The following is a 17,169-nucleotide window of genomic DNA, read 5'->3' on the forward strand; positions in this document are numbered from 1 at the left end:
CTCAGATCACCAAAGGACTCTCGTTATGGCTGGATGAGAAATGGGGGTCACGTCACTCTGTTCTCGCTGACCACGTCGAGCGCCTGGCGCCCCTCGCCATCCACGACCGCAAGCGCCGCCGATCGATAGGACGGCGGTGTGCGTGTAAAGGCGGCGAGTTGGACCGTCCGCGTAGGATTGTCGTCCGCCAGAACGTCGGCGAAAGAGTAGTTGGAGACAACTGCTTCGACGCGGTATCCGGCGTCCCGAACCGCGCTGGCGATTTGCTTAACGGCGTTCACGACCGCCCCCCCCGGGAGGCGGTCGCGACCGACACCCTTACCGGCGGGAATCGCAGAGACGGTTGTTCATCGCTCTCGCTTGCTGCCAACAGCTGCTGACGTAGACCCGCGATGACGGGTGCCAGTGGAACCGTGATGAAGGGCCTTGAGGTCGGAGTTTCGGAGAACTCGCCCCGCAGCAGCAGTAAACAGAAGACGCCTTCAAGATCGACGAAGGCACCCACGCACCAAGCGCCTCGGCTTAGGCGTGTGGCGCTGGCGATAAGCTTCGGTCTGGACCACTCGTGGTTCAGGGCGCGGCGAACGTGGCTCTCGCGCACGTCCAGCCACATCGGCTTCGAACGGCGGATTGCAGAGGATAACGTTGGCGGCGCTCATCCGGTCCGCCAAGGTGTTCCCGACGAAGAGATCGGCCTCTTTGACGTGCCAGCCGTTGTGATTAGCCGGCCTGGTAAGCGACCATGTGCTGGTCGTTCAGGCGGGCACGGGCGCCTATGCTGGCAAGCAGCGGTTTGTCTGGGTTGATGGTGGAAGCATTCAGTTTGAGTCGGACGCGGATCCTGCAAAGTTCCCAGATCTCAATCCGGAGGCTGCCAACGCCAGTCTGTGCATGTTCAATGAGAGTTTTGATCAATGCAAAAGTGATGGACCGACACTTGGTTCGTCATCTTGCCTACTGCCGCTCACCTCATCGTCAGTCAAATAGCCTAATGCACATGCAAAAGGCCGCAAGTTACTGGAATATATGATGATATAGTCGCTCCATCATAAATATGGAGCGACTATGACGATCTTCAATCTCATCACGATGTTGGGTGAGCAAGTCTCCGGTATCGAGCCGATTATATGCGGTGACCAGCAGGACGCCGTCGCCTACTCGTGCGGTGTCCTGACTGAGCGGACCAAGGCTCACGCAGAGATGTATGCGAACCTCAGCGTTCATTGGTCGCTGGAAGAAGGTGAGCGCTCTCTTGGCGATGCAACGGTCCCAGCCGGTCGGAAAGTTGGCACGTGGCAACTGGTATTTTCGGGTGGACAGCCGAAGCTCGTTTGGGCCGATTACGTGGGCCAGAAACGGCTGAAGCCGAGTCAGGGGTAAGGGCTTCAAAGCCTTGTGTCCCACACCTCAAGCGAACATTTTTTGCGACACATAAGTGCGACACAAACTGCAGCACACTCCCCAGTGGGGATGGGCTAACTGTTTGTTTCTAAGGCCCAAATAGGCCGGTGGCGGAGAGGGTGGGATGCTCCGCCATGAAGGTCAGGTGTCTTGAATCCTGAATGGTGCCCCTGCGAAAAAGCCGTCCTGAGGAAACGTAGTGCTGGTGCCAACCCAGAAACCTGTCTCGCCGGTCAGCCCCACGATCTGCTCAAGGACAGGCTTGCTATCGACGGATGTCGATGAGGACCAATCCTTCAGGAGGCTCTGCATCACATCGATGCGAGCCGCAATGTCGTCGCCTCCCCGCGTCTTAAGAAACGCTAGCGTTGTGCTTCTCTTCCTTTCATCTGCGGCACCCCCTGGAGCCAGAGGAGTAAGAGCAAGCGACAACCAACCCGCTATTGAGAGAGGCTTCTTCTTCGCCTTCTCGACATTCGTGCGGACCCGCGCGAACGCGCTTACGTCATCGTCGCCATAGAACTGATCGGCTTCAAAGCCAGCGCTGATGAACCGATCAAAGATGCGATGATGCTGTAACTCGTTGTCGAGAGCTTCCAGGAAGCCAGTTTTCAACGCCACGCCCCGGCGGGCCAGGAATATCAGGTGTTGTTGGAAGCCTTGGATCTTGAACTCGGCATGCAACAACTCGTGGTAGAGCGCGGCTTCCGGGTGTCGGCCTCGTCCGACGGCCACCGTTGTCACGCCCCCTCGTGTCTGAGATGACCAGCTATCGTCTTCAGATGGAATGATTTGGATGGGCGTCGCAGACTCAACCTGAACGTAGAGTTTATCGACAGCAGCATTACGCCGAGCGTCCCCGACGATTTTAGCGGCATCAATATCGCTGACAAAGCTGCCCATCGATGATGACTCGATCGTTGTAAAAACTGCTGGAAATAGCTCCAGCCGCCATTTTCAAGTCATTGAAAAATAACGACTTGAAAAGACTGGCGCACCCGACAGGATTCGAACCTGTGACCTCTGCCTTCGGAGGGCAGCACTCTATCCAGCTGAGCTACGGGTGCGTGCGCGGCGTGACGCCGGAAAGGGCCGCTTACAGCATGCGGCGGGCGGCCTCAATCCTGAATAAGCGTCCGGCGGGCTTATTGCGCCGTCATGCCGCCGTCGATCTTGAACTCCGACCCGGTGACGAACTTGGATTCGTCCGACGCCAGATAGAGGACGCAGTAGGCGACGTCGTCGGGTTCGCCGATCCGCTTCAGCGGAATGCCGCGCGCAAGGCGCTCGTGCGCCTTGTCCTCGTCCCCGCCGGCCATGGCGATGAAGGGGTCCAGGATGGGGGTCTTGATGAAGACCGGGTGGACCGAGTTGCAGCGCACGTTCCAGTCGGCCTTGGCCGCCTCCAGCGCCAGGGTCTTGGTGTACATCCAAACGGCGGCCTTGGTGGCGTTGTAGGCGCCCATTCCGGGGGCGGCGGCCAAGCCGGCGATGGAGGAGATGTTGACGATCGAGGCGGGGGCGGAGGCGCGCAGATGCGGCATGGCGTGTTTGGCGCCCAGCATGATCGAGCGCAGATTGATCTCGTACTGACGTCGCCAGTTCTCGACCGTGTCCTGTTCGACGAAGGCCAGCGGGCCGCCGACGCCGGCGTTGTTGACCAGAACCGACAAGCCGCCGAGGTCGGCGACGGCGGCGGTGATGACCCGTTCCCACTCGGTTTCGCTGGCCACATCGTGAGCATAGGCGAAGGCCGCGCCGGCGATTTCTGCATTGATCCGCGCGGCCAGGGCCTCGGCGCGGGGGCCGTCGATGTCGGTCACGGCGACGCGCGCGCCCTCTCGGGCCATCATCAGGGCCATGGCCTCGCCCAGACCGCCGGCGGCGCCGGTGATCAGGACGGTCTTGCCGGCGACGCGGCCGGGGCGATGCGCGCTCACGACCGCACCCCCATGCCGGCGGCTGCGGCGTCGATGAAGCGGGCCAAGGTCACGTCGCGGTCGGTGACGCCGTCTACGTCGTGGGTGGTCAGCAGGATGTCGACGCGATTGTAGACATTGGACCATTCGGGGTGATGGTCCATCCTGTCCGCCATCAAGGCCACGCGCGCCATGAAGCCGAATGCGGCGTTGAAATCGTCGAAGGCGAGACTGCGCTGAATGGCCGGGCGATCCCCGTCCGCTGCGCGCCAGGCGGGCAGGTCATGCAGGATTTCCCCAACGTCAAGGCGGGTGTCTGTCATCGCGTTTCCTCTTTTTCCTTGGCGTACGGCGCCCGCAGGCGGGCGGCAAGCACCGGGAACATCTGGTCAAGCTTAAGCGTTGGGTTCCCAGTTCAAGCGTGACCGTGCGACGCCGAGGGTTCGGCGCAGGCCGGTTTCGCTTTTCGCCGCCAGGAGACGACGATGGACAATTTGTGGATCGCCGCCCTGAACGCGGCCGACCGGAAGCGGATCGAACCCCACCTGAATCAGGACCAGATCACGCGCGGCCAGATGCTGTACGACGCCGGCGAGGCCGTCGACCGCGTGTGGTTCCCGATCAAGGGGGTGGTGTCGCTGATGACCGTCCTGCCCGACGACAAGATGGTGGAGACCGCCGCCGTCGGCCGTGAAGGTCTGATCGGCGTGACGTGCGGCCCCTTCAACGCCCGCGCCGCCAGCCGCGCCATTTCGCAGCGCGACGGCCTGGCCGCCTATTGTTCGTCCGAGGTGTTCGGCGAGGCGCTGGACAAGAGCGAAAGCCTGCGCCTGGCCCTGTCGCGGTTCACCGAGGGGCTGATGGCCCAGGTCCAGCAGGCGGCGGCCTGCAACGCCCAGCACCGGCTGGACGAGCGACTGGCGCGCTGGCTGCTGACGCTGCACGACCGGGCCGAGGACGACCGTTTCGACCTGACCCAGGCCGATATCGCCGGCATGTTGGGCGTGCGGCGCGCCACCGTGTCCGAGGTCGGTTCGGTGCTGGAGGCCAAGTCGTTGATCCAGCGCGGCCGGGGCTGGGTCAAGGTTCTGGATCGCGACGGATTGGAGGCCGCCTCGTGCGGTTGTTACGGCCTGATGCGCGACGTGATGAAGGATCTGGAGTTGCCTCAGCCCGAAGCCGCCTGATCGCCCGTCTGATCGGGTGACGGCGGCGCGGCGACGCGCTAGACGATGCGCATGACCGACGCCTCCTCCCACGGCCCGCATTCGCAGGGTGATCGTTCCTCCTTCGGCTTTCGCGATGTTGATGCGCGCGAGAAGGTGAAGATGGTGCGCGGGGTCTTCGATTCCGTGGCCTCCAACTACGACGTGATGAACGACCTGATGAGCGTGGGCGTCCACCGTATCTGGAAGGACATCGCCGCCGCCAAGCTGAACCCGCGTCCGGGCGAAACCATTCTGGACGTGGCGGGCGGCACCGGCGACATGGCCCGTCGCTATTCGAAGATGGCCCGCGCGGCGCAGGAACGGCGCGGCGGCGACGACGCCAATGTCATCGTCATGGACTACAACGCCGAAATGATCCTGGCGGGCGTCCACAAGGGCGGCGAGCCGGAGATGAGCTGGTCGGTCGGGGACGCCATGAACCTGCCTCTGCCGGACGCCTCGGTGGACGCCTATTCGATCAGCTTCGGCATTCGCAACGTGGCCCATATCGACAAGGCCCTGGCCGAGGCGCGGCGCGTGCTGAAGCCGGGCGGGCGGTTCCTGTGCCTGGAGTTTTCGCGCCCCACGACCACGCCGATCCGCAAGGTCTATGACGCCTGGTCCTTCCACGCCATTCCGCGCATCGGCGGCTGGGTGGCCAAGGATCGCGACAGCTATCAATATCTGGTCGAGAGCATCCGCCGCTTCCCCGACCAGCAGGCGTTCAAGGGCCTGATCGAGGACGCCGGGTTCCGCCGCGTGTCCGTGACCAATCTGTCGGGCGGAATCGCCGCCATCCACCACGGGTGGGCGATCTGACCAGCCGCCTCTATCGCACGGCCCCGCCGCCGCCCGCGACCGTGGCGGTGCAGAACCCGGTCGCTGCCTTCCTGCGGCTGATGGGATGGTTGTGGGTCCTGGCGCGCCATGACGCCCTGGTCCCGCGCGAAGTCACGCCCTTGCTGCCCGCCTGGACGCGGCCGTTCGCGCGGTTCTTGCAGATGTTTTCCGGCCGCGCCGGACGTCAGGGGCGGCCGGGCCAGAGGCTGGGCAAGGCGTTCGAGCATCTGGGACCGGTGGCGATCAAACTGGGTCAGGTTCTGGCCACGCGCGCGGACATCTTCGGGCTGGAGTTCGCGCGCGACCTGGGGCGTCTGAAGGACGCCCTGCCCCCCTTCCCGGAAGCCGAAGCCCGCCGCGAGATCGAGAAGTCGCTAGGTCGGCCGGTCGAAAGCCTGTTCACCGACCTGGGGCCGGCGGTCGCCGCCGCCTCCCTGGCCCAGGCGCACCGCGCCACCCTGGCCGACGGGCGAGCCGTCGCGGTCAAGGTGCTGCGGCCGGGGGTGGAGCGCCGGGTCGCCAACGGGCTGGATTCCATGCGGCTGGCCGCGCGGCTGGTCTGGCGGCTGGTTCCGATGGCGCGCCGACTGGAGCCGTCCGCCTTTGTCGAGACCATCGCCAACTCGCTGGACCTGGAGCTGGACATGCGGCTGGAGGCCGCCGCCGCCAGCGAGATGGCCGAGGTCATGGCCAAGGACGGCTATATGTCGGCCCCCGCCGTGATCTGGGACGGGGTGGGCAAGCGGGTGCTGACGCTGGAATGGGCGCAAGGCGTGCCCATGACCGACCCGGCCCTGATGGACCTGCCCGGCATCGACAAGGACCAGTTGGCCGACAATGTGGTGCGCGCCTTCCTGGTGCAGGCCCTGGACCACGGCGCCTTCCACGCCGATCTGCACGAGGGCAATCTGTTCGCCAGCGCGCCGGCCCATCTGACGGCCATCGACTTCGGCATCGTCGGGCGGCTGGGGCCGGCCGAGCGGCGCTATCTGGCGGAAATCCTGTGGGGTTTCATCAGCCGGGACTACGACCGCATCGCCCGCGTCCATTTCGAGGCCGGATACGTTCCCGCCCATCATTCGGTCGAAACCTTCGCCCAGGCCCTGCGCGCGGTGGGCGAGCCGGTGATCGGCCGCGCCGCCAGCCAGGTGTCGATGGGCCGGCTCTTGGGCCAGCTGTTCGAGATCACAGCCCTGTTCGACATGCGGCTGCGGCCGGAACTGATCCTGCTGCAGAAGACCATGGTCTCGGTCGAGGGCGTGGCGCGCCGCCTGCAACCCGACCACGACCTTTGGAAGGCGGCCCAGCCGGTGGTCGAACGCTGGATCCGACGCGAACTGGGGCCGCAGGCCCAGGCCCGCGACGCCCTGAACGACATGATCGCGGCGGCGCGCGCCATCTCGCGTCTGGTGCAGGAACCGCCGCGTCCGACCATAGTGGTCATGGAAAAGTCGGGAACTCCGGCTTGGCTGACGGCTTCCGTCACCGTCGCGGTCATCGCGGCCCTGACGGCTTTGGGCCTTTCGCTCTGGCCCTATCTGACCTGACCGGAGCCCTTATCATGACGACGATCCTGACCAAGACCCTGCTGGGCGCCGCCCTGATCCTGACGCCCGCGCCGGCCCTGGCCCAGGCGGCCGCGGCCTCGGTGCCGAACGCCTTCGACCGCCCCGCCCAAACCCAATCCCAGCCGCAGGTCGCCTCCGCGCGCCCGGCGCAGGCTGCGCCGCCGACGACTTCGGCGACGTCCGCCGCCGCGCCGGACATCGCCCGGGCCGAAGAGGCGCTTCGCGGCGTGATCGCCGACGTTCAGGGAGGCGGCTTCGACTATGCCGACTTCACGCCCAATCTGGCGGCCCAGATCCGCCAGCAGGCCGAACAGGTGAGCTCCCTGATAAAGAGCTTCGGCGCGGTGAAGACGGTCGAATACGAACGTCAGGAAGGCGAGGCCCAGATGTTCAAGGTCACCTTCGACAATCAGGCGACCGAATGGATGATCGGCTTCGATGCCGACGACAAGATCGCCGCCCTGCTGTTCCGCCCGGCCGAAAGCTGATCCCTAGGCCTCCGTCGCGGGCGGCGCGTCGTCGTCCGGGATGGGGCCGGTCTGGTGGTACAGGCGCGCCGCCGCATAGCAGGGCGCCACGGTGCAGGTCTTCATGATCACCCGCGCGGTGTAGGTTCCGTCGATGGCCGGCCGGATGTTTATGACGGGCGCCGAGTCCGGCAGGGTGTCGCGTTCGACGATCTTGCCCGCCGGATCGACCAGTTCCATGTCCAGGTCCGAGCATTCGGCATCGCATTCGGCGATGATGCGATAGGTCTCGCCGCGTTTGAGGGGCACGGACCAGGGGTGAACCTGGGTGGGCTGGAGGGCGACCACGATGTCCTGCACGCCCGGCATGGGCGAGAAGCCCTTGGCCAGTTCCTTGGCGGCGTCATCCAGATAGTTGCGGGCCACTTCCTCGATCTGCCGCCGATCCTTTTCCGAAAGCGAGACCTGGGGCGTGGCGGCGATGACGGCCTTGTCCTGCTCGGACTGAGCCGGCGCAGGCGCCGGAGCCGCCGGGGCGGGTTCGGCGTCGTCCTTCTTGCGGATTTCGTACTGGCCGCAGGCGCCGAGCATCCCGGCAACCGCCAGCCCCATCGTCATCGCCCGAAATCGCTGCATCCGCGCCTCACCCAACCGTTGCCATAAGGGGTGAACGATAGCGCACAGAAGATGTTCCCCGCGCGTCAGTCGTCGTGGCGGGGCCTTCCCCGGCCGGACTTGATGGCGCCGCGGCTGGTCTTGGCCTTCAGCCGTCGTTCCTTGGACGCCTTGGTGGGGCGGGTCGGCACGCGAAAGACAGGTCGGACCGCGGCGGCGTCTACCATCTCCTGAAGCCGGGCCATGGCGTCGGCGCGGTTGCGCTCCTGGGTGCGGAACCGCACGGCGTTGATCAGGATCACGCCTTCCTGGGTCAGGCGGTTGCCCGCCAGCTTCATCAGCCGCGTCTTGACCGGCTCGGTCAGGGAAGGCGAGTTTCTGACGTCGAACCGCATCTGGACGGCGGTGGCGACCTTGTTGACGTTCTGCCCGCCCGGACCCCCGGCGCGATAGAAGTGAAACTCCAGCTCGTCCGCGGGGATGACGGTGGTCATGGGGCGGCCTTGCGCGCCTTGACCACGGCCTGGTCCAGCGCCTGAAGGAAACGCGAACGGTCGGCGGCCGAGAAGGGCGGCGGACCGGACGTCGCGACGCCCATCGACCGAAGATGCTCGCCCACCATCCGCCCAGCCAGGGCCGAACCGATCGAATCCGGCGTGAAGGGCTGGCCATTGGATTTCAGCGCCTGGGCGCCCGACTTCAGGCAGCGGTCGGCCAGGGGGATGTCGGCGGTGATCACCACATCGCCCACGGTCGCCCGCTCAGCGATCCAGTCGTCGGCGATGTCCGGGCCGGCGTCCACCACCACCTGTTCGATCAGCGCCTCGCGCGGGACCTGCATCCAGGTGTTGGAGACGACATAGGTCTTCAGCCCGTAGCGGCGGGCGACGCGATAGACTTCTTCCTTCACAGGGCAGGCGTCGGCGTCGATGTAGAGCATCGTGGGCATGGGCGTGACCTAGCGCGGACCGGGATGGGCGTCACCTGTCTGGCGTATTTCCCCGGACCACTCCCACACCGTCATCCCAGGGCTTGTCCCTGGGATCCATACGCCCGGTGTCTGGATGCGGCGCACCTGCGGATGAACCGGGCGCATGGATCCTCGGCACGAGGCCGAGGATGACGGGGGAGGAAGTACAAAAAAGGCGGGACCGCTAGGCCCCGCCCTTTCCGTTTCAACCAAAGCGGTCGTCAGTTCCGATAGGCCGGCGGCATCGGCGTCTGCTGGCGATAGCGGTCGCGCAGCAGCAGCGGGCGGCTGGTCAGCGGCTGTTCGACGCCGTTGACGAAGACGGCCGAGGGCTGGCTCAGCGGCTCCAGCGGGTCGCCGGACCAGACCACCACATCGCCGGCGGCGCCCGGCGCGATCTGGCCGAACTGTCCCGCCATGCCGAAGATCCTGGCGGGATTGACCGTCAGGGCGGCGATGGCGGCCTGGTAGGGCAGGCCGTGCGACACCGCATTGCCGGCGTTGTAGCGGGCGTCGCGGGCGCGGTGGGTCGAGCCTTCGTTGCCCTTGATGGCGATCAGCACGCCGGCCGCGTTCAGGGCCGCCGCATTCTCCATCCGCGCCGCCCGCATCTCGAAGTCGGAGGGCAGGTTGTCGATGGGATTCAGCAGCACCGGCACGCCGGCCGAGGCGATGTCGCCCGCCACCAGCCAGCCTTCCTCGGCGCCGTCCAGGATCAGCTTGATCCCCTCCTCGCGCGCAAGACGCAGCACCTGCTGGATGTCCGACGCCCGGTGGACGGTGACGATCAGCGGCAGGCTTCCGTTCGCCACCGGGATCAGAGCCTCCAGGTCCGCGCGCGACAGGCTGAGGTTGCGAAGGGCCGCCCGGTCGTAGGCGGCCTTGTTGCGGGCATAGAGCCGAACCTCGGCCATCGTCTCCTTGAACAGGACGAACTGCGCCCCGCGCGCGCCGCCGGCGACCGCCGCCCCTGCCTCGCCGAACGGGGCGACCATGGCTACGCGCGGCCTGACCAGGATGTCGGATCCGCCGCCGGCCAGATTGGGACCCAGGTTGATGATGGCCGCCTGGCCGGCGAACAGGCCGGGCGTCTGATAGCCGCCGTCGCCGGCGCCGGCCGTCTCGTCCTCATGGACGTGACCGCCCGACGAGCCGGGATGCTGGGGCACGACGACGGCGCGGGTGATGCCGCCCAGCCGCGCGACCGGCAGGGTGAAGGACCAGGGGTCCAGCCCATAGGAAATGTCGAAGGCGGCGCTGAGCGTATTGGCGCTGTTCCTCAGTTCGTTGGTGCCGCGCACCGATCCGACCTCTGTGCCCGCCAGGCCGGAATCCACGGCCACGAAGCCGGGCGCCACGGTCTTGCCGGCCGCGTCGATGATGCGCGCGCCCGATGGGGCGGCGCCGGCGCCGACCGAGACGATCTTGCCGTCGCGCAGGACGACCGTGCCGCTTTCGATCACCGAGGTCCCGGTCAGGATGCGGCCGCCGACGATGGCCACCGTATCCTGGGCGAAGGCGGGCGCGGCGAGCGCCAGGGCCGCTGCGGCGCCGGCGAGAATGGACGAGAGACGCATCAGCGGGCTCCTTCCCGAACGTTGGCGGCCGTCAGACCATAGCCGGGCTGGCCCAGTTCGAAGTCGCTGGTCGGCTGATAGGCGGGATCGGCGCGATCGAAGGTCAGGGCGCCGTCGATGAAGACCTGGTCGGCGCGGGCGTAGATGGAGAAGGGATCGGCGCTCCAGATCACCACATCGGCGCGCAGGCCGGGCGTCAGCGACCCGGTCTGGTCGGCGATGCCGATGGCCTTGGCGGCGTTGGAGGTGAACCAGCCGATGGCGTGTTCTTCCGAAATGTTCAGCCCGGCGCGGCGGCCTGCCGACAGGGCGGCGGCGGCCTCCTGGTTCAGGCGCTGGGTCAGCAGGGCGTCGTCGGAGTGGATGACGGCGCACGATCCGGGTTGCGCGTCGACCAGGGCGGCGTTCTCCTCGATGGCGTCCAGCGCCTCCATCTTGAAGCCCCACCAGCCGGTCCACATGGCCGCGCATATGCCGTTCCGGGCCAGTTGCGGCGCCAGTTTGTAGGCTTCGGTGGCGTGGTGGAAGGTGGCGATGCGGTAGCCGAACTCCTTGGCCATATCCATCATCAGCGCCATCTCGTCGGCGCGGTAGCAGTGGTTCTGGATCAGGACCGAACCGTCCAGCACGCCCGCCAACGTCTCGTTCTGCAGGTTGCGGGTCGGGGCCGTTCCCTCGCCGGTCTGATGCCACTTGTCCCACTTGGCCTTGTATTCACGCGCGGCGATGAAGGCGGCGCGATAGCCGGCCATATTGCCCATGCCGGTCGCCGGGCTCTGGTTCCTGCCGCCATAGACGCGCGAAGGATTCTCGCCGCAGGCCATCTTGACCGTATAGGGGGCGGCCGGGAACTTCATGCCCTGCATGGTGATCGAGGGCACGTTGCGGATGGTCACGCCGCGCCCGCCGAACAGATTGGCCGAGCCGGGCAGGATGTGCATCGTCGTCACGCCGCCCGCGCGGGCGGTGTTGAAGCCGGGGTCCTGGGGCCAGAGGGAGTGTTCGGCCCAGACCTGGGCGGTGTTCGGATTGGTCGCCTCGTTGCCGTCGCTCATGCCCGAAACGCCGGGCGACGGATAGACGCCCAGGTGGCTGTGCACGTCGATGACGCCGGGGGTGACGTATCGGCCGCGCGCGTCCACCACCTTGTAGCCGGCCGGCACGGGGGTCGAGGCGTCGCCGACGGCGGCGATCTTGCCGTCCGTGACCACGACCACGCCATTGTCGATCTTGCGGTCCGTGCCGGTCAGGACGGTGGCGCCGACCACGGCGAAGTTCTCGCGCGGCAAGGGTTGATACGTGGAAGGATAGGGGTCCAGCGTCGTCGCCGGGTCCAGGCCCGCATCCAGCGCGCGATCCCGCGCGGGCTTGGCGGCCGCGTTCTGGTCCGACGGCTGGTCGGTGGTCGCGCAGGCCGACAGGCCCAGCACCGCGCACGTTATGGCCGCGAGGCTGACGCCCCGCAGATGATGTCCGATCATCGTTTCCCCTTTTCCCGGTGACGCGACAGCCCGACGCGTCTTGCGGCCGTCATAGAAGGGTGTTCGGCCCGCACCGTCAAAAGGTTTTCCGCCTTCGCCGGACGGCTCGCCTAGACGCTCGGCGCCGCGACCGGTAACGGCAGGCGCATGAGCGCCGACCTGCCCCCCGAAGACGACAATCCGCATCTGGACCGCCCGCTGCGGTCGTTCGGCCGCATTAAGGCCCGCCCGATCAAACCGCGTCAGGCGGCCCTGATGGACACCCTGCTGCCCGCCATCGCCGTGCCGGATCCCAAGGCCGGGCCGCTGGACCCCAGGGCGATGATGCCCGAGGCGGCCGAGGTCTGGCTGGAGATCGGCTTCGGCGGCGGCGAGCATATGGCGGCCCAGGCGGCGAGGCGGCCCGACGCCCTGGTCATCGGCTGCGAACCCTTCCTGAACGGCGTGGCCTCGGCCCTGCGCCATGTCGAGGAGGGCGATCTGAAGAATGTCCGCATCCACGCCGACGATGCGCGCGACGTTGTGGACGCCCTGCCGGACGCCTCGGTGGACCGGGTGCTGATCCTGTTCCCCGACCCCTGGCACAAGGCGCGCCACAACAAGCGCCGCCTGCTGCAGGACGAGACGGCCCAGGCCTTCGCCCGCATCCTGAAGCCGGGCGGGACCCTGCGTTTCGTCACCGACTGGCTGGATTACGCCGAATGGGCGCTTGAGCGGCTGGAGCGGACGCCGGGTCTGAAACGCATCGGCCCGGCTGACCAGGACTGGTTCGTCCCGCCCACGGATCACGTCGTGACCCGCTATGAAGAAAAGAGGTTGGGCGACACCACCCCGGTCTTCCTTGAGTATCGGCGCGTGTGATCTCCGTCACGATTGACACGCCTCCGTCAGGGCGGGCAAGTATCTTCGGTTGAACCGATAAGGGCGTTCAGGAGGGGGCATGAAGGCGTCTGGCGGTGGGATCCGTCTGTCCGGCCTTTGTCTCAGCGCTTTGTGCGCCCCGGGTCTGTCCCTGATCCTTGTTCTGGTCTGGGCGCTGGCGGGCGCGCTTTTCGATACTGCGTCGCCTGCGAATGAAATCACGGCGTCATTGGGGTTTGCAATCCAGACCCTGGTCGCTCTGCTGGCGCTGATCGCCATGGTGACCCTATGGGGTCTGATCCCGTCGCTGCTGTTCGGTGCGATGGGGTGTTGGCTGGCCGAGCGCACCCTGCGGTCGGGCGGATGGTGGATGTGGGGTCTGGCCGGTCTGCTGACGGCGGGCGCCTATGTGGTGACGGCCGTCGTCGTCAGTCGTGTGTCTGGCGCGTTCAGCCTTCTGTTTTCACCCTGGCTGTTTCTGATGGAGCAGGGGCGGGCCTGTGACGAGGCGCCCGGCTGGCCTTGGGATCCGACCCTTGGCGGCGTCGTGGCGGCTATTCTGGGGGCGGGTTTCCTGGCGGGGTCCCTCCATTTTTGCCTCAGGCGGGGAGGGCGCCCGTCAAAGAGGGCTGACAAGCGCGCTTGAAACCCCTATATGGCCCCTCACATCGTTAGACCGGCGTCCAACGGCGTCGTTCCAAGCGGCGGCCCGGACGGACCGCCGCTTTTGTTTTGGATATTCGACGCTTGCGCGCAAAAACCGCCCAGGACCGCCAACTGCTCGAGCTGATCGACCCCATCGCGGAATCGCTCGGCCTCGACGTCGTGCGCGTGCGTCTGATGTCCGGCTCCAAGCGCCAGCGCCTGCAGATCATGGCCGAGCGGCCGACGGATCACGACATTTCCGTCGAACAATGCGCCAAGCTGAGCCGCGCGGTGTCGGAGGTGTTCGACGCCTCTGACCCCATCCCCGGCGAATATCTGCTGGAGGTTTCGTCGCCCGGCATCGACCGGCCGCTGACCCGTCCCGTCGACTTTGAACTGTTCGAAGGCGAGGAGGCGCGCCTTGAGACCGACCGGATGATCGAGGGCCGCAAGCGGTTCAAGGGCGTGCTGGCCGGGTTCGAGGACGGCAACGTCCTGATCGACCTGGACGGCGAGGAGGACACCGCCCTGATCCCGTTCGACTGGGTCAGCGACGCCAAACTGGTTCTGACCGACGCCCTGATGAAACGGGGCGCCGCCATCCGCGCCGCACGCGGCGAACCTGAAGACGACGGCCTGCCGGAAGGTGACGCCGTCCAAGCAACAACCGACACCACGACCCCTTCTGAGGACAACGCCTGATGGCCGTCACCGGTATTTCCGCCAACCGCCTCGAACTGCTGCAGATCGCCGATGCGGTCGCCCGCGAGAAGAACATCGACCGCGAAATCGTGATCGAGGCGATCGAGGAGGCGATCCAGAAGGGCGCCAAGTCGCGTTACGGCGCCCACCACGACATCCGCGCCAAGATCGACCACAAGACCGGCGAACTGTCGCTGACGCGCCACGTCACCATCGTCGCCGACGACTGGATGCCGGAAGACGAACTGGAAGAGTTCAACGACAGCGCCATGGTGCGTCTGCGCGACGCCCAGAAGCGCGACCCGGAAGCCGAGGTCGGCAAGGAATACGTCGAACACCTGCCGCCGTTCGAGTTCGGCCGCGTCCAGACCCAGATGGCCCGCCAGGTCGTGACCGGAAAGGTCCGCGAAGCCGAACGCGCCAATCAGTACGAAGAGTTCAAGGACCGCGTCGGCGAGATCGTCAACGGCACGGTCAAGCGCGTCGAATACGGCAACACCATCGTCGATCTGGGCCGGGGCGAGGGCGTCATGCGCCGCGACCAGTCCATCCCGCGCGAAGTGTTCAACATCGGCGACCGCATCCGCACCTACATCTATGACGTCCGTCCCGAGGCCAAGGGCCCGCAGGTCATGCTGTCGCGCGCCCATCCGGGCTTCATGGCCAAGCTGTTCGCCCAGGAAGTGCCGGAAGTCTACGACGGCGTGATCGAAATCCGCGCCGCCGCCCGTGACTCGGGCTCGCGCGCCAAGATGGCCGTCCTGTCCAACGACAGCTCCATCGACCCCGTCGGCGCCTGCGTCGGCATGCGCGGCTCGCGCGTTCAGGCGGTGGTCGCCGAACTGCAGGGCGAGAAGATCGACATCATCCAGTGGAACCCGGACGAGCCGACCTTCATCGTCAACGCCTTGGCCCCGGCCGAAGTCTCCAAGGTGGTGCTGGACGAAGAAGCCGGCCGCGTGGAAGTGGTCGTGCCGGACGAGCAGCTGTCGCTGGCCATCGGCCGTCGTGGCCAGAACGTGCGCCTGGCCTCGCAGCTGACCGGCTGGCAGATCGACATCATCACCGAAAGCCAGGACTCCGAGCGCCGCCAGCGCGAGTTCGCCGAGCGCACCGCCCTGTTCCAGGAAGCCCTGGACGTGGACGAGGTCATCGCCCAGCTGCTGGTCACCGAAGGCTTCGCCACCGTCGAAGACCTGGCCTATGTCGACGCCTATGAAGTCTCCGAGATCGAAGGCTTCGACGAGGAGACCGCCGAGGAACTGCAGACCCGCGCCCGCGAATTCCTGGACAAGAAGGCTGCCGAACTGGACGCCAAGCGCGTCGAACTGGGCGTCGAGGACGCGGTTCTGGACGTGCCGGGCGTGACCCTGGCCATGGCCGTCGCCCTGGGCGAAGGCGGCGTCAAGACGGTCGAGGATCTGGCCGATCTGGCCACCGACGAAATCCGCGGCGGCTATGAAGTGAGGAACGGCGAACGGGTGAAGGTCCCGGGCGTGCTGGAAAGCTTCAACCTGGCCCAGGAAGACGCCGAACTGCTTATCCTGCAGGCGCGCGTCGCCGCCGGCTGGATCGACGCCTCGGAACTGCCCCAGCCCGAGCCGGAAGAATATGAGGAAGACGGCGACTACGAGGGCGAATACGATCCCGACCAGGTCTTCGGCGATGCGCCGGAAGCCGACGCCGACACGGCCGCCGAGGACGATGCTTCGTCCGACGCCGACCAGTCGCGCGACGCGTGATGAAGGACCTGGCCGTACATGAGCTTGCGCGACGCGACGATCGATAGGGAACGCCGGGACCTGGTTTCGCACCAGGTCATGGATGAATCTCGTCTGATCCGTTTCGTCGCCGGGCCTGACGGCCAGGTGGTTCCCGACCTGGGCAGGAAGCTGCCCGGTCGCGGCCTGTGGGTCGAAGCCAGCCGCGCCTCCGTCGAGGCGGCGGTCAAGAAAAACGGCTTCACCCGCGCCGCCAAGATGAAACTGACCGCCCCGGCCGATCTGGCCGATGTCGTCGAACGGCTGCTGGTGAAGCGCTGTCTCGACCAGCTGGGTCTTGCCCGGCGCGAAGGCGTGCTTATATCCGGCTTCGAAAAGTCCGCCGCCAGCATCCGTTCCGGAAAGGCCGCCTGGGTGTTGGAAGCCGCCGACGGCTCGGCTGACGGGCGTGGCAAAATCCTCGCATTGGCCCGTCATCAGACCTCCAAGATCTGCGGCGCATTCACGGCGGACGATTTGAGTTTGGCCCTTGGGCTGGAAAATGCGATACACGCCGTCCTGCTTGCGGGCGGAAGGGCCGATCGGTGGACCATTGAGGTCGAACGACTGGCCGGATTTCGGCCGCTTCGCCCTTCTCACTGGGATGCTCCCGGTGGCGAGGACGGATCGGCGGGAGCAACCCCGATAGGGGCGAGCTGAGGATTTTGACGGCCGAGGGCCTGTCTCCAAGGGCGGAGACGGGCTCACGGTCGTTCATGGGTATTGAGACGACGGCGGGCTTTTCCGCCCCTAGTAAAGCGACCGGATGAGCGACGAAAACGACAAGACCAACCAGGGCCAAGGCGCGGGACAAGGCAATGCGGGGGGCACGCCCTCCCAGTCGGGGCCGCGCGCCCCGCTGAGCCTGAAGCCGCGCGCCGCAGGCTCGGTTTCGACGGGCACGGTGAAACAGAGCTTCAGTCACGGGCGCTCCAAGACGGTGGTGGTCGAGACCAAACGTCGCGCCGGCGCCGGCGGTCCGCAACGGCCGCAGGGCTTCGACGTCGCGCGTCCGCAACAGAACGCCCCGGCGCCGCGTCCGCAGGGCCAGCGTCCGTCGCAACCGGCCGGCGGGGCTCTGTCGGCCGAGGAGCAGGAAGCGCGTCGCCGCGCCATCGCCCTGGCAACCCAGGCCAACGCCGCCAAGGCTGCGGC

The 17,169-nt window shown here is 66.5% G+C and carries 20 protein-coding genes and 1 tRNA gene; 11 read left to right on the forward strand and 10 right to left on the reverse strand.

Annotated elements, in window-relative coordinates; all coding sequences use genetic code 11:
- Window positions 1-47 precede the first annotated feature (47 nt).
- Window positions 48-281, reverse strand: a complete 234-nt coding sequence (locus tag RTU05_RS12505) for a hypothetical protein (RefSeq protein ID WP_312598721.1) — start codon at window positions 279-281, stop codon at window positions 48-50.
- A 784-nt stretch (window positions 282-1,065) separates the two neighbouring features.
- On the opposite strand from RTU05_RS12505, the gene RTU05_RS12510 reads away from it, so the two are divergent.
- A complete protein-coding gene (locus RTU05_RS12510) occupies window positions 1,066-1,380 on the forward strand; it encodes a hypothetical protein (RefSeq protein WP_312598722.1) in 315 nt (104 codons plus the stop codon).
- 162 nt (window positions 1,381-1,542) lie between these two features.
- On the opposite strand, the gene RTU05_RS12515 is transcribed toward RTU05_RS12510, so the two are convergent.
- From RTU05_RS12515 to RTU05_RS12530, 4 genes are all read right to left on the reverse strand, one after another.
- Window positions 1,543-2,304, reverse strand: coding sequence for a hypothetical protein (locus tag RTU05_RS12515; RefSeq protein WP_312598723.1), 762 nt, complete (start codon window positions 2,302-2,304; stop codon window positions 1,543-1,545).
- An 87-nt stretch (window positions 2,305-2,391) separates the two neighbouring features.
- Window positions 2,392-2,468, reverse strand: a tRNA-Arg gene (locus RTU05_RS12520).
- 78 nt (window positions 2,469-2,546) lie between these two features.
- Entirely contained in the window at window positions 2,547-3,341 is a 795-nt protein-coding gene (locus RTU05_RS12525; protein ID WP_312598724.1) for an SDR family oxidoreductase, read from the reverse strand.
- On the reverse strand, window positions 3,338-3,643 hold the full coding sequence (locus tag RTU05_RS12530; RefSeq protein WP_312598725.1) for a 4a-hydroxytetrahydrobiopterin dehydratase: 306 nt from the start codon (window positions 3,641-3,643) through the stop codon (window positions 3,338-3,340). Before RTU05_RS12530 ends, RTU05_RS12525 begins: the two co-directional genes overlap by 4 nt.
- Window positions 3,644-3,805: 162 nt before the next feature.
- Here RTU05_RS12530 and RTU05_RS12535 point away from each other — a divergent pair, with 162 nt between their 5' ends.
- The 4 genes from RTU05_RS12535 to RTU05_RS12550 all read left to right on the forward strand — a co-directional run bounded on the left by RTU05_RS12535 (window position 3,806) and on the right by RTU05_RS12550 (window position 7,424).
- Window positions 3,806-4,507 (forward strand): Crp/Fnr family transcriptional regulator, encoded by a 702-nt coding sequence (locus tag RTU05_RS12535; RefSeq protein WP_312598726.1) that lies wholly within the window; start codon window positions 3,806-3,808, stop codon window positions 4,505-4,507.
- A 51-nt stretch (window positions 4,508-4,558) separates the two neighbouring features.
- Complete coding sequence (locus RTU05_RS12540) at window positions 4,559-5,347, forward strand: class I SAM-dependent methyltransferase (protein WP_312598727.1); 789 nt, start codon at window positions 4,559-4,561, stop codon at window positions 5,345-5,347.
- Window positions 5,348-5,427: 80 nt separating this feature from the next.
- Window positions 5,428-6,915 carry a 2-polyprenylphenol 6-hydroxylase gene (gene ubiB, locus RTU05_RS12545; protein WP_312598740.1) on the forward strand — a complete coding sequence of 496 codons (1,488 nt, stop codon included), beginning with the start codon at window positions 5,428-5,430 and terminating at the stop codon, window positions 6,913-6,915.
- A 14-nt stretch (window positions 6,916-6,929) separates the two neighbouring features.
- The gene (locus RTU05_RS12550) at window positions 6,930-7,424 is read left to right on the forward strand and encodes a hypothetical protein (protein ID WP_312598728.1); all 495 of its coding nucleotides are present in this window, start codon (window positions 6,930-6,932) and stop codon (window positions 7,422-7,424) included.
- A gap of 3 nt (window positions 7,425-7,427) precedes the next feature.
- Here RTU05_RS12550 and RTU05_RS12555 read toward each other — a convergent pair whose 3' ends face one another.
- From RTU05_RS12555 to RTU05_RS12575, 5 genes are all read right to left on the reverse strand, one after another.
- On the reverse strand, window positions 7,428-8,039 hold the full coding sequence (locus tag RTU05_RS12555; RefSeq protein ID WP_312598729.1) for a hypothetical protein: 612 nt from the start codon (window positions 8,037-8,039) through the stop codon (window positions 7,428-7,430).
- Between the two features lie 65 nt (window positions 8,040-8,104).
- Window positions 8,105-8,512: an alternative ribosome rescue aminoacyl-tRNA hydrolase ArfB gene (arfB, locus tag RTU05_RS12560; RefSeq protein WP_312598730.1), complete on the reverse strand. Its 408-nt coding sequence runs from the start codon at window positions 8,510-8,512 to the stop codon at window positions 8,105-8,107.
- Window positions 8,509-8,967 (reverse strand): YaiI/YqxD family protein, encoded by a 459-nt coding sequence (locus tag RTU05_RS12565; protein WP_312598731.1) that lies wholly within the window; start codon window positions 8,965-8,967, stop codon window positions 8,509-8,511. The genes arfB and RTU05_RS12565 overlap by 4 nt, the downstream gene beginning before the upstream one ends.
- A gap of 242 nt (window positions 8,968-9,209) precedes the next feature.
- Window positions 9,210-10,565: an amidohydrolase family protein gene (locus RTU05_RS12570; RefSeq protein WP_312598732.1), complete on the reverse strand. Its 1,356-nt coding sequence runs from the start codon at window positions 10,563-10,565 to the stop codon at window positions 9,210-9,212.
- Entirely contained in the window at window positions 10,565-12,046 is a 1,482-nt protein-coding gene (locus RTU05_RS12575; RefSeq protein ID WP_312598733.1) for an amidohydrolase, read from the reverse strand. Before RTU05_RS12575 ends, RTU05_RS12570 begins: the two co-directional genes overlap by 1 nt.
- A gap of 147 nt (window positions 12,047-12,193) precedes the next feature.
- On the opposite strand from RTU05_RS12575, the gene trmB reads away from it, so the two are divergent.
- From trmB to RTU05_RS12605, 6 genes are all read left to right on the forward strand, one after another.
- A complete protein-coding gene (gene trmB, locus RTU05_RS12580) occupies window positions 12,194-12,907 on the forward strand; it encodes a tRNA (guanosine(46)-N7)-methyltransferase TrmB (protein ID WP_312598734.1) in 714 nt (237 codons plus the stop codon).
- Window positions 12,908-13,136: 229 nt separating this feature from the next.
- Entirely contained in the window at window positions 13,137-13,553 is a 417-nt protein-coding gene (locus tag RTU05_RS12585) for a hypothetical protein (protein WP_312598735.1), read from the forward strand.
- A 101-nt stretch (window positions 13,554-13,654) separates the two neighbouring features.
- Window positions 13,655-14,254, forward strand: coding sequence for a ribosome maturation factor RimP (rimP, locus tag RTU05_RS12590; RefSeq protein ID WP_312598736.1), 600 nt, complete (start codon window positions 13,655-13,657; stop codon window positions 14,252-14,254).
- Window positions 14,254-15,996, forward strand: coding sequence for a transcription termination factor NusA (gene nusA, locus RTU05_RS12595; RefSeq protein ID WP_312598737.1), 1,743 nt, complete (start codon window positions 14,254-14,256; stop codon window positions 15,994-15,996). The genes rimP and nusA overlap by 1 nt, the downstream gene beginning before the upstream one ends.
- An 18-nt stretch (window positions 15,997-16,014) precedes the next feature.
- Window positions 16,015-16,674 carry an RNA-binding protein gene (locus tag RTU05_RS12600; RefSeq protein ID WP_312598738.1) on the forward strand — a complete coding sequence of 220 codons (660 nt, stop codon included), beginning with the start codon at window positions 16,015-16,017 and terminating at the stop codon, window positions 16,672-16,674.
- Window positions 16,675-16,780: 106 nt separating this feature from the next.
- Window positions 16,781-17,169, forward strand: a 389-nt coding sequence (locus tag RTU05_RS12605) for a translation initiation factor IF-2 associated domain-containing protein (RefSeq protein ID WP_312598739.1), incomplete at its 3' end; no start/stop codon positions are given.

The organism is Brevundimonas sp. (genome assembly GCF_032017145.1).
In the GTDB taxonomy this organism is placed as follows: domain Bacteria; phylum Pseudomonadota; class Alphaproteobacteria; order Caulobacterales; family Caulobacteraceae; genus Brevundimonas.

Bases quoted from the DNA above. Each gene is read 5' to 3' on its own strand.
- RTU05_RS12600 (WP_312598738.1), top strand. From the start codon at position 16,015: ATGAGCTTGCGCGACGCGACGATCGATAGGGAACGCCGGGACCTGGTT.
- ubiB (WP_312598740.1), top strand. From the start codon at position 5,428: ATGGGATGGTTGTGGGTCCTGGCGCGCCATGACGCCCTGGTCCCGCGC.
- RTU05_RS12535 (WP_312598726.1), top strand. From the start codon at position 3,806: ATGGACAATTTGTGGATCGCCGCCCTGAACGCGGCCGACCGGAAGCGG.
- RTU05_RS12575 (WP_312598733.1), bottom strand. From the start codon at position 12,046: ATGATCGGACATCATCTGCGGGGCGTCAGCCTCGCGGCCATAACGTGC.
- trmB (WP_312598734.1), top strand. From the start codon at position 12,194: ATGAGCGCCGACCTGCCCCCCGAAGACGACAATCCGCATCTGGACCGC.
- RTU05_RS12570 (WP_312598732.1), bottom strand. From the start codon at position 10,565: ATGCGTCTCTCGTCCATTCTCGCCGGCGCCGCAGCGGCCCTGGCGCTC.
- nusA (WP_312598737.1), top strand. From the start codon at position 14,254: ATGGCCGTCACCGGTATTTCCGCCAACCGCCTCGAACTGCTGCAGATC.
- arfB (WP_312598730.1), bottom strand. From the start codon at position 8,512: ATGACCACCGTCATCCCCGCGGACGAGCTGGAGTTTCACTTCTATCGC.
- RTU05_RS12515 (WP_312598723.1), bottom strand. From the start codon at position 2,304: ATGGGCAGCTTTGTCAGCGATATTGATGCCGCTAAAATCGTCGGGGAC.
- RTU05_RS12530 (WP_312598725.1), bottom strand. From the start codon at position 3,643: ATGACAGACACCCGCCTTGACGTTGGGGAAATCCTGCATGACCTGCCC.
- RTU05_RS12565 (WP_312598731.1), bottom strand. From the start codon at position 8,967: ATGCCCACGATGCTCTACATCGACGCCGACGCCTGCCCTGTGAAGGAA.
- RTU05_RS12510 (WP_312598722.1), top strand. From the start codon at position 1,066: ATGACGATCTTCAATCTCATCACGATGTTGGGTGAGCAAGTCTCCGGT.
- RTU05_RS12555 (WP_312598729.1), bottom strand. From the start codon at position 8,039: ATGCAGCGATTTCGGGCGATGACGATGGGGCTGGCGGTTGCCGGGATG.
- RTU05_RS12550 (WP_312598728.1), top strand. From the start codon at position 6,930: ATGACGACGATCCTGACCAAGACCCTGCTGGGCGCCGCCCTGATCCTG.
- RTU05_RS12540 (WP_312598727.1), top strand. From the start codon at position 4,559: ATGACCGACGCCTCCTCCCACGGCCCGCATTCGCAGGGTGATCGTTCC.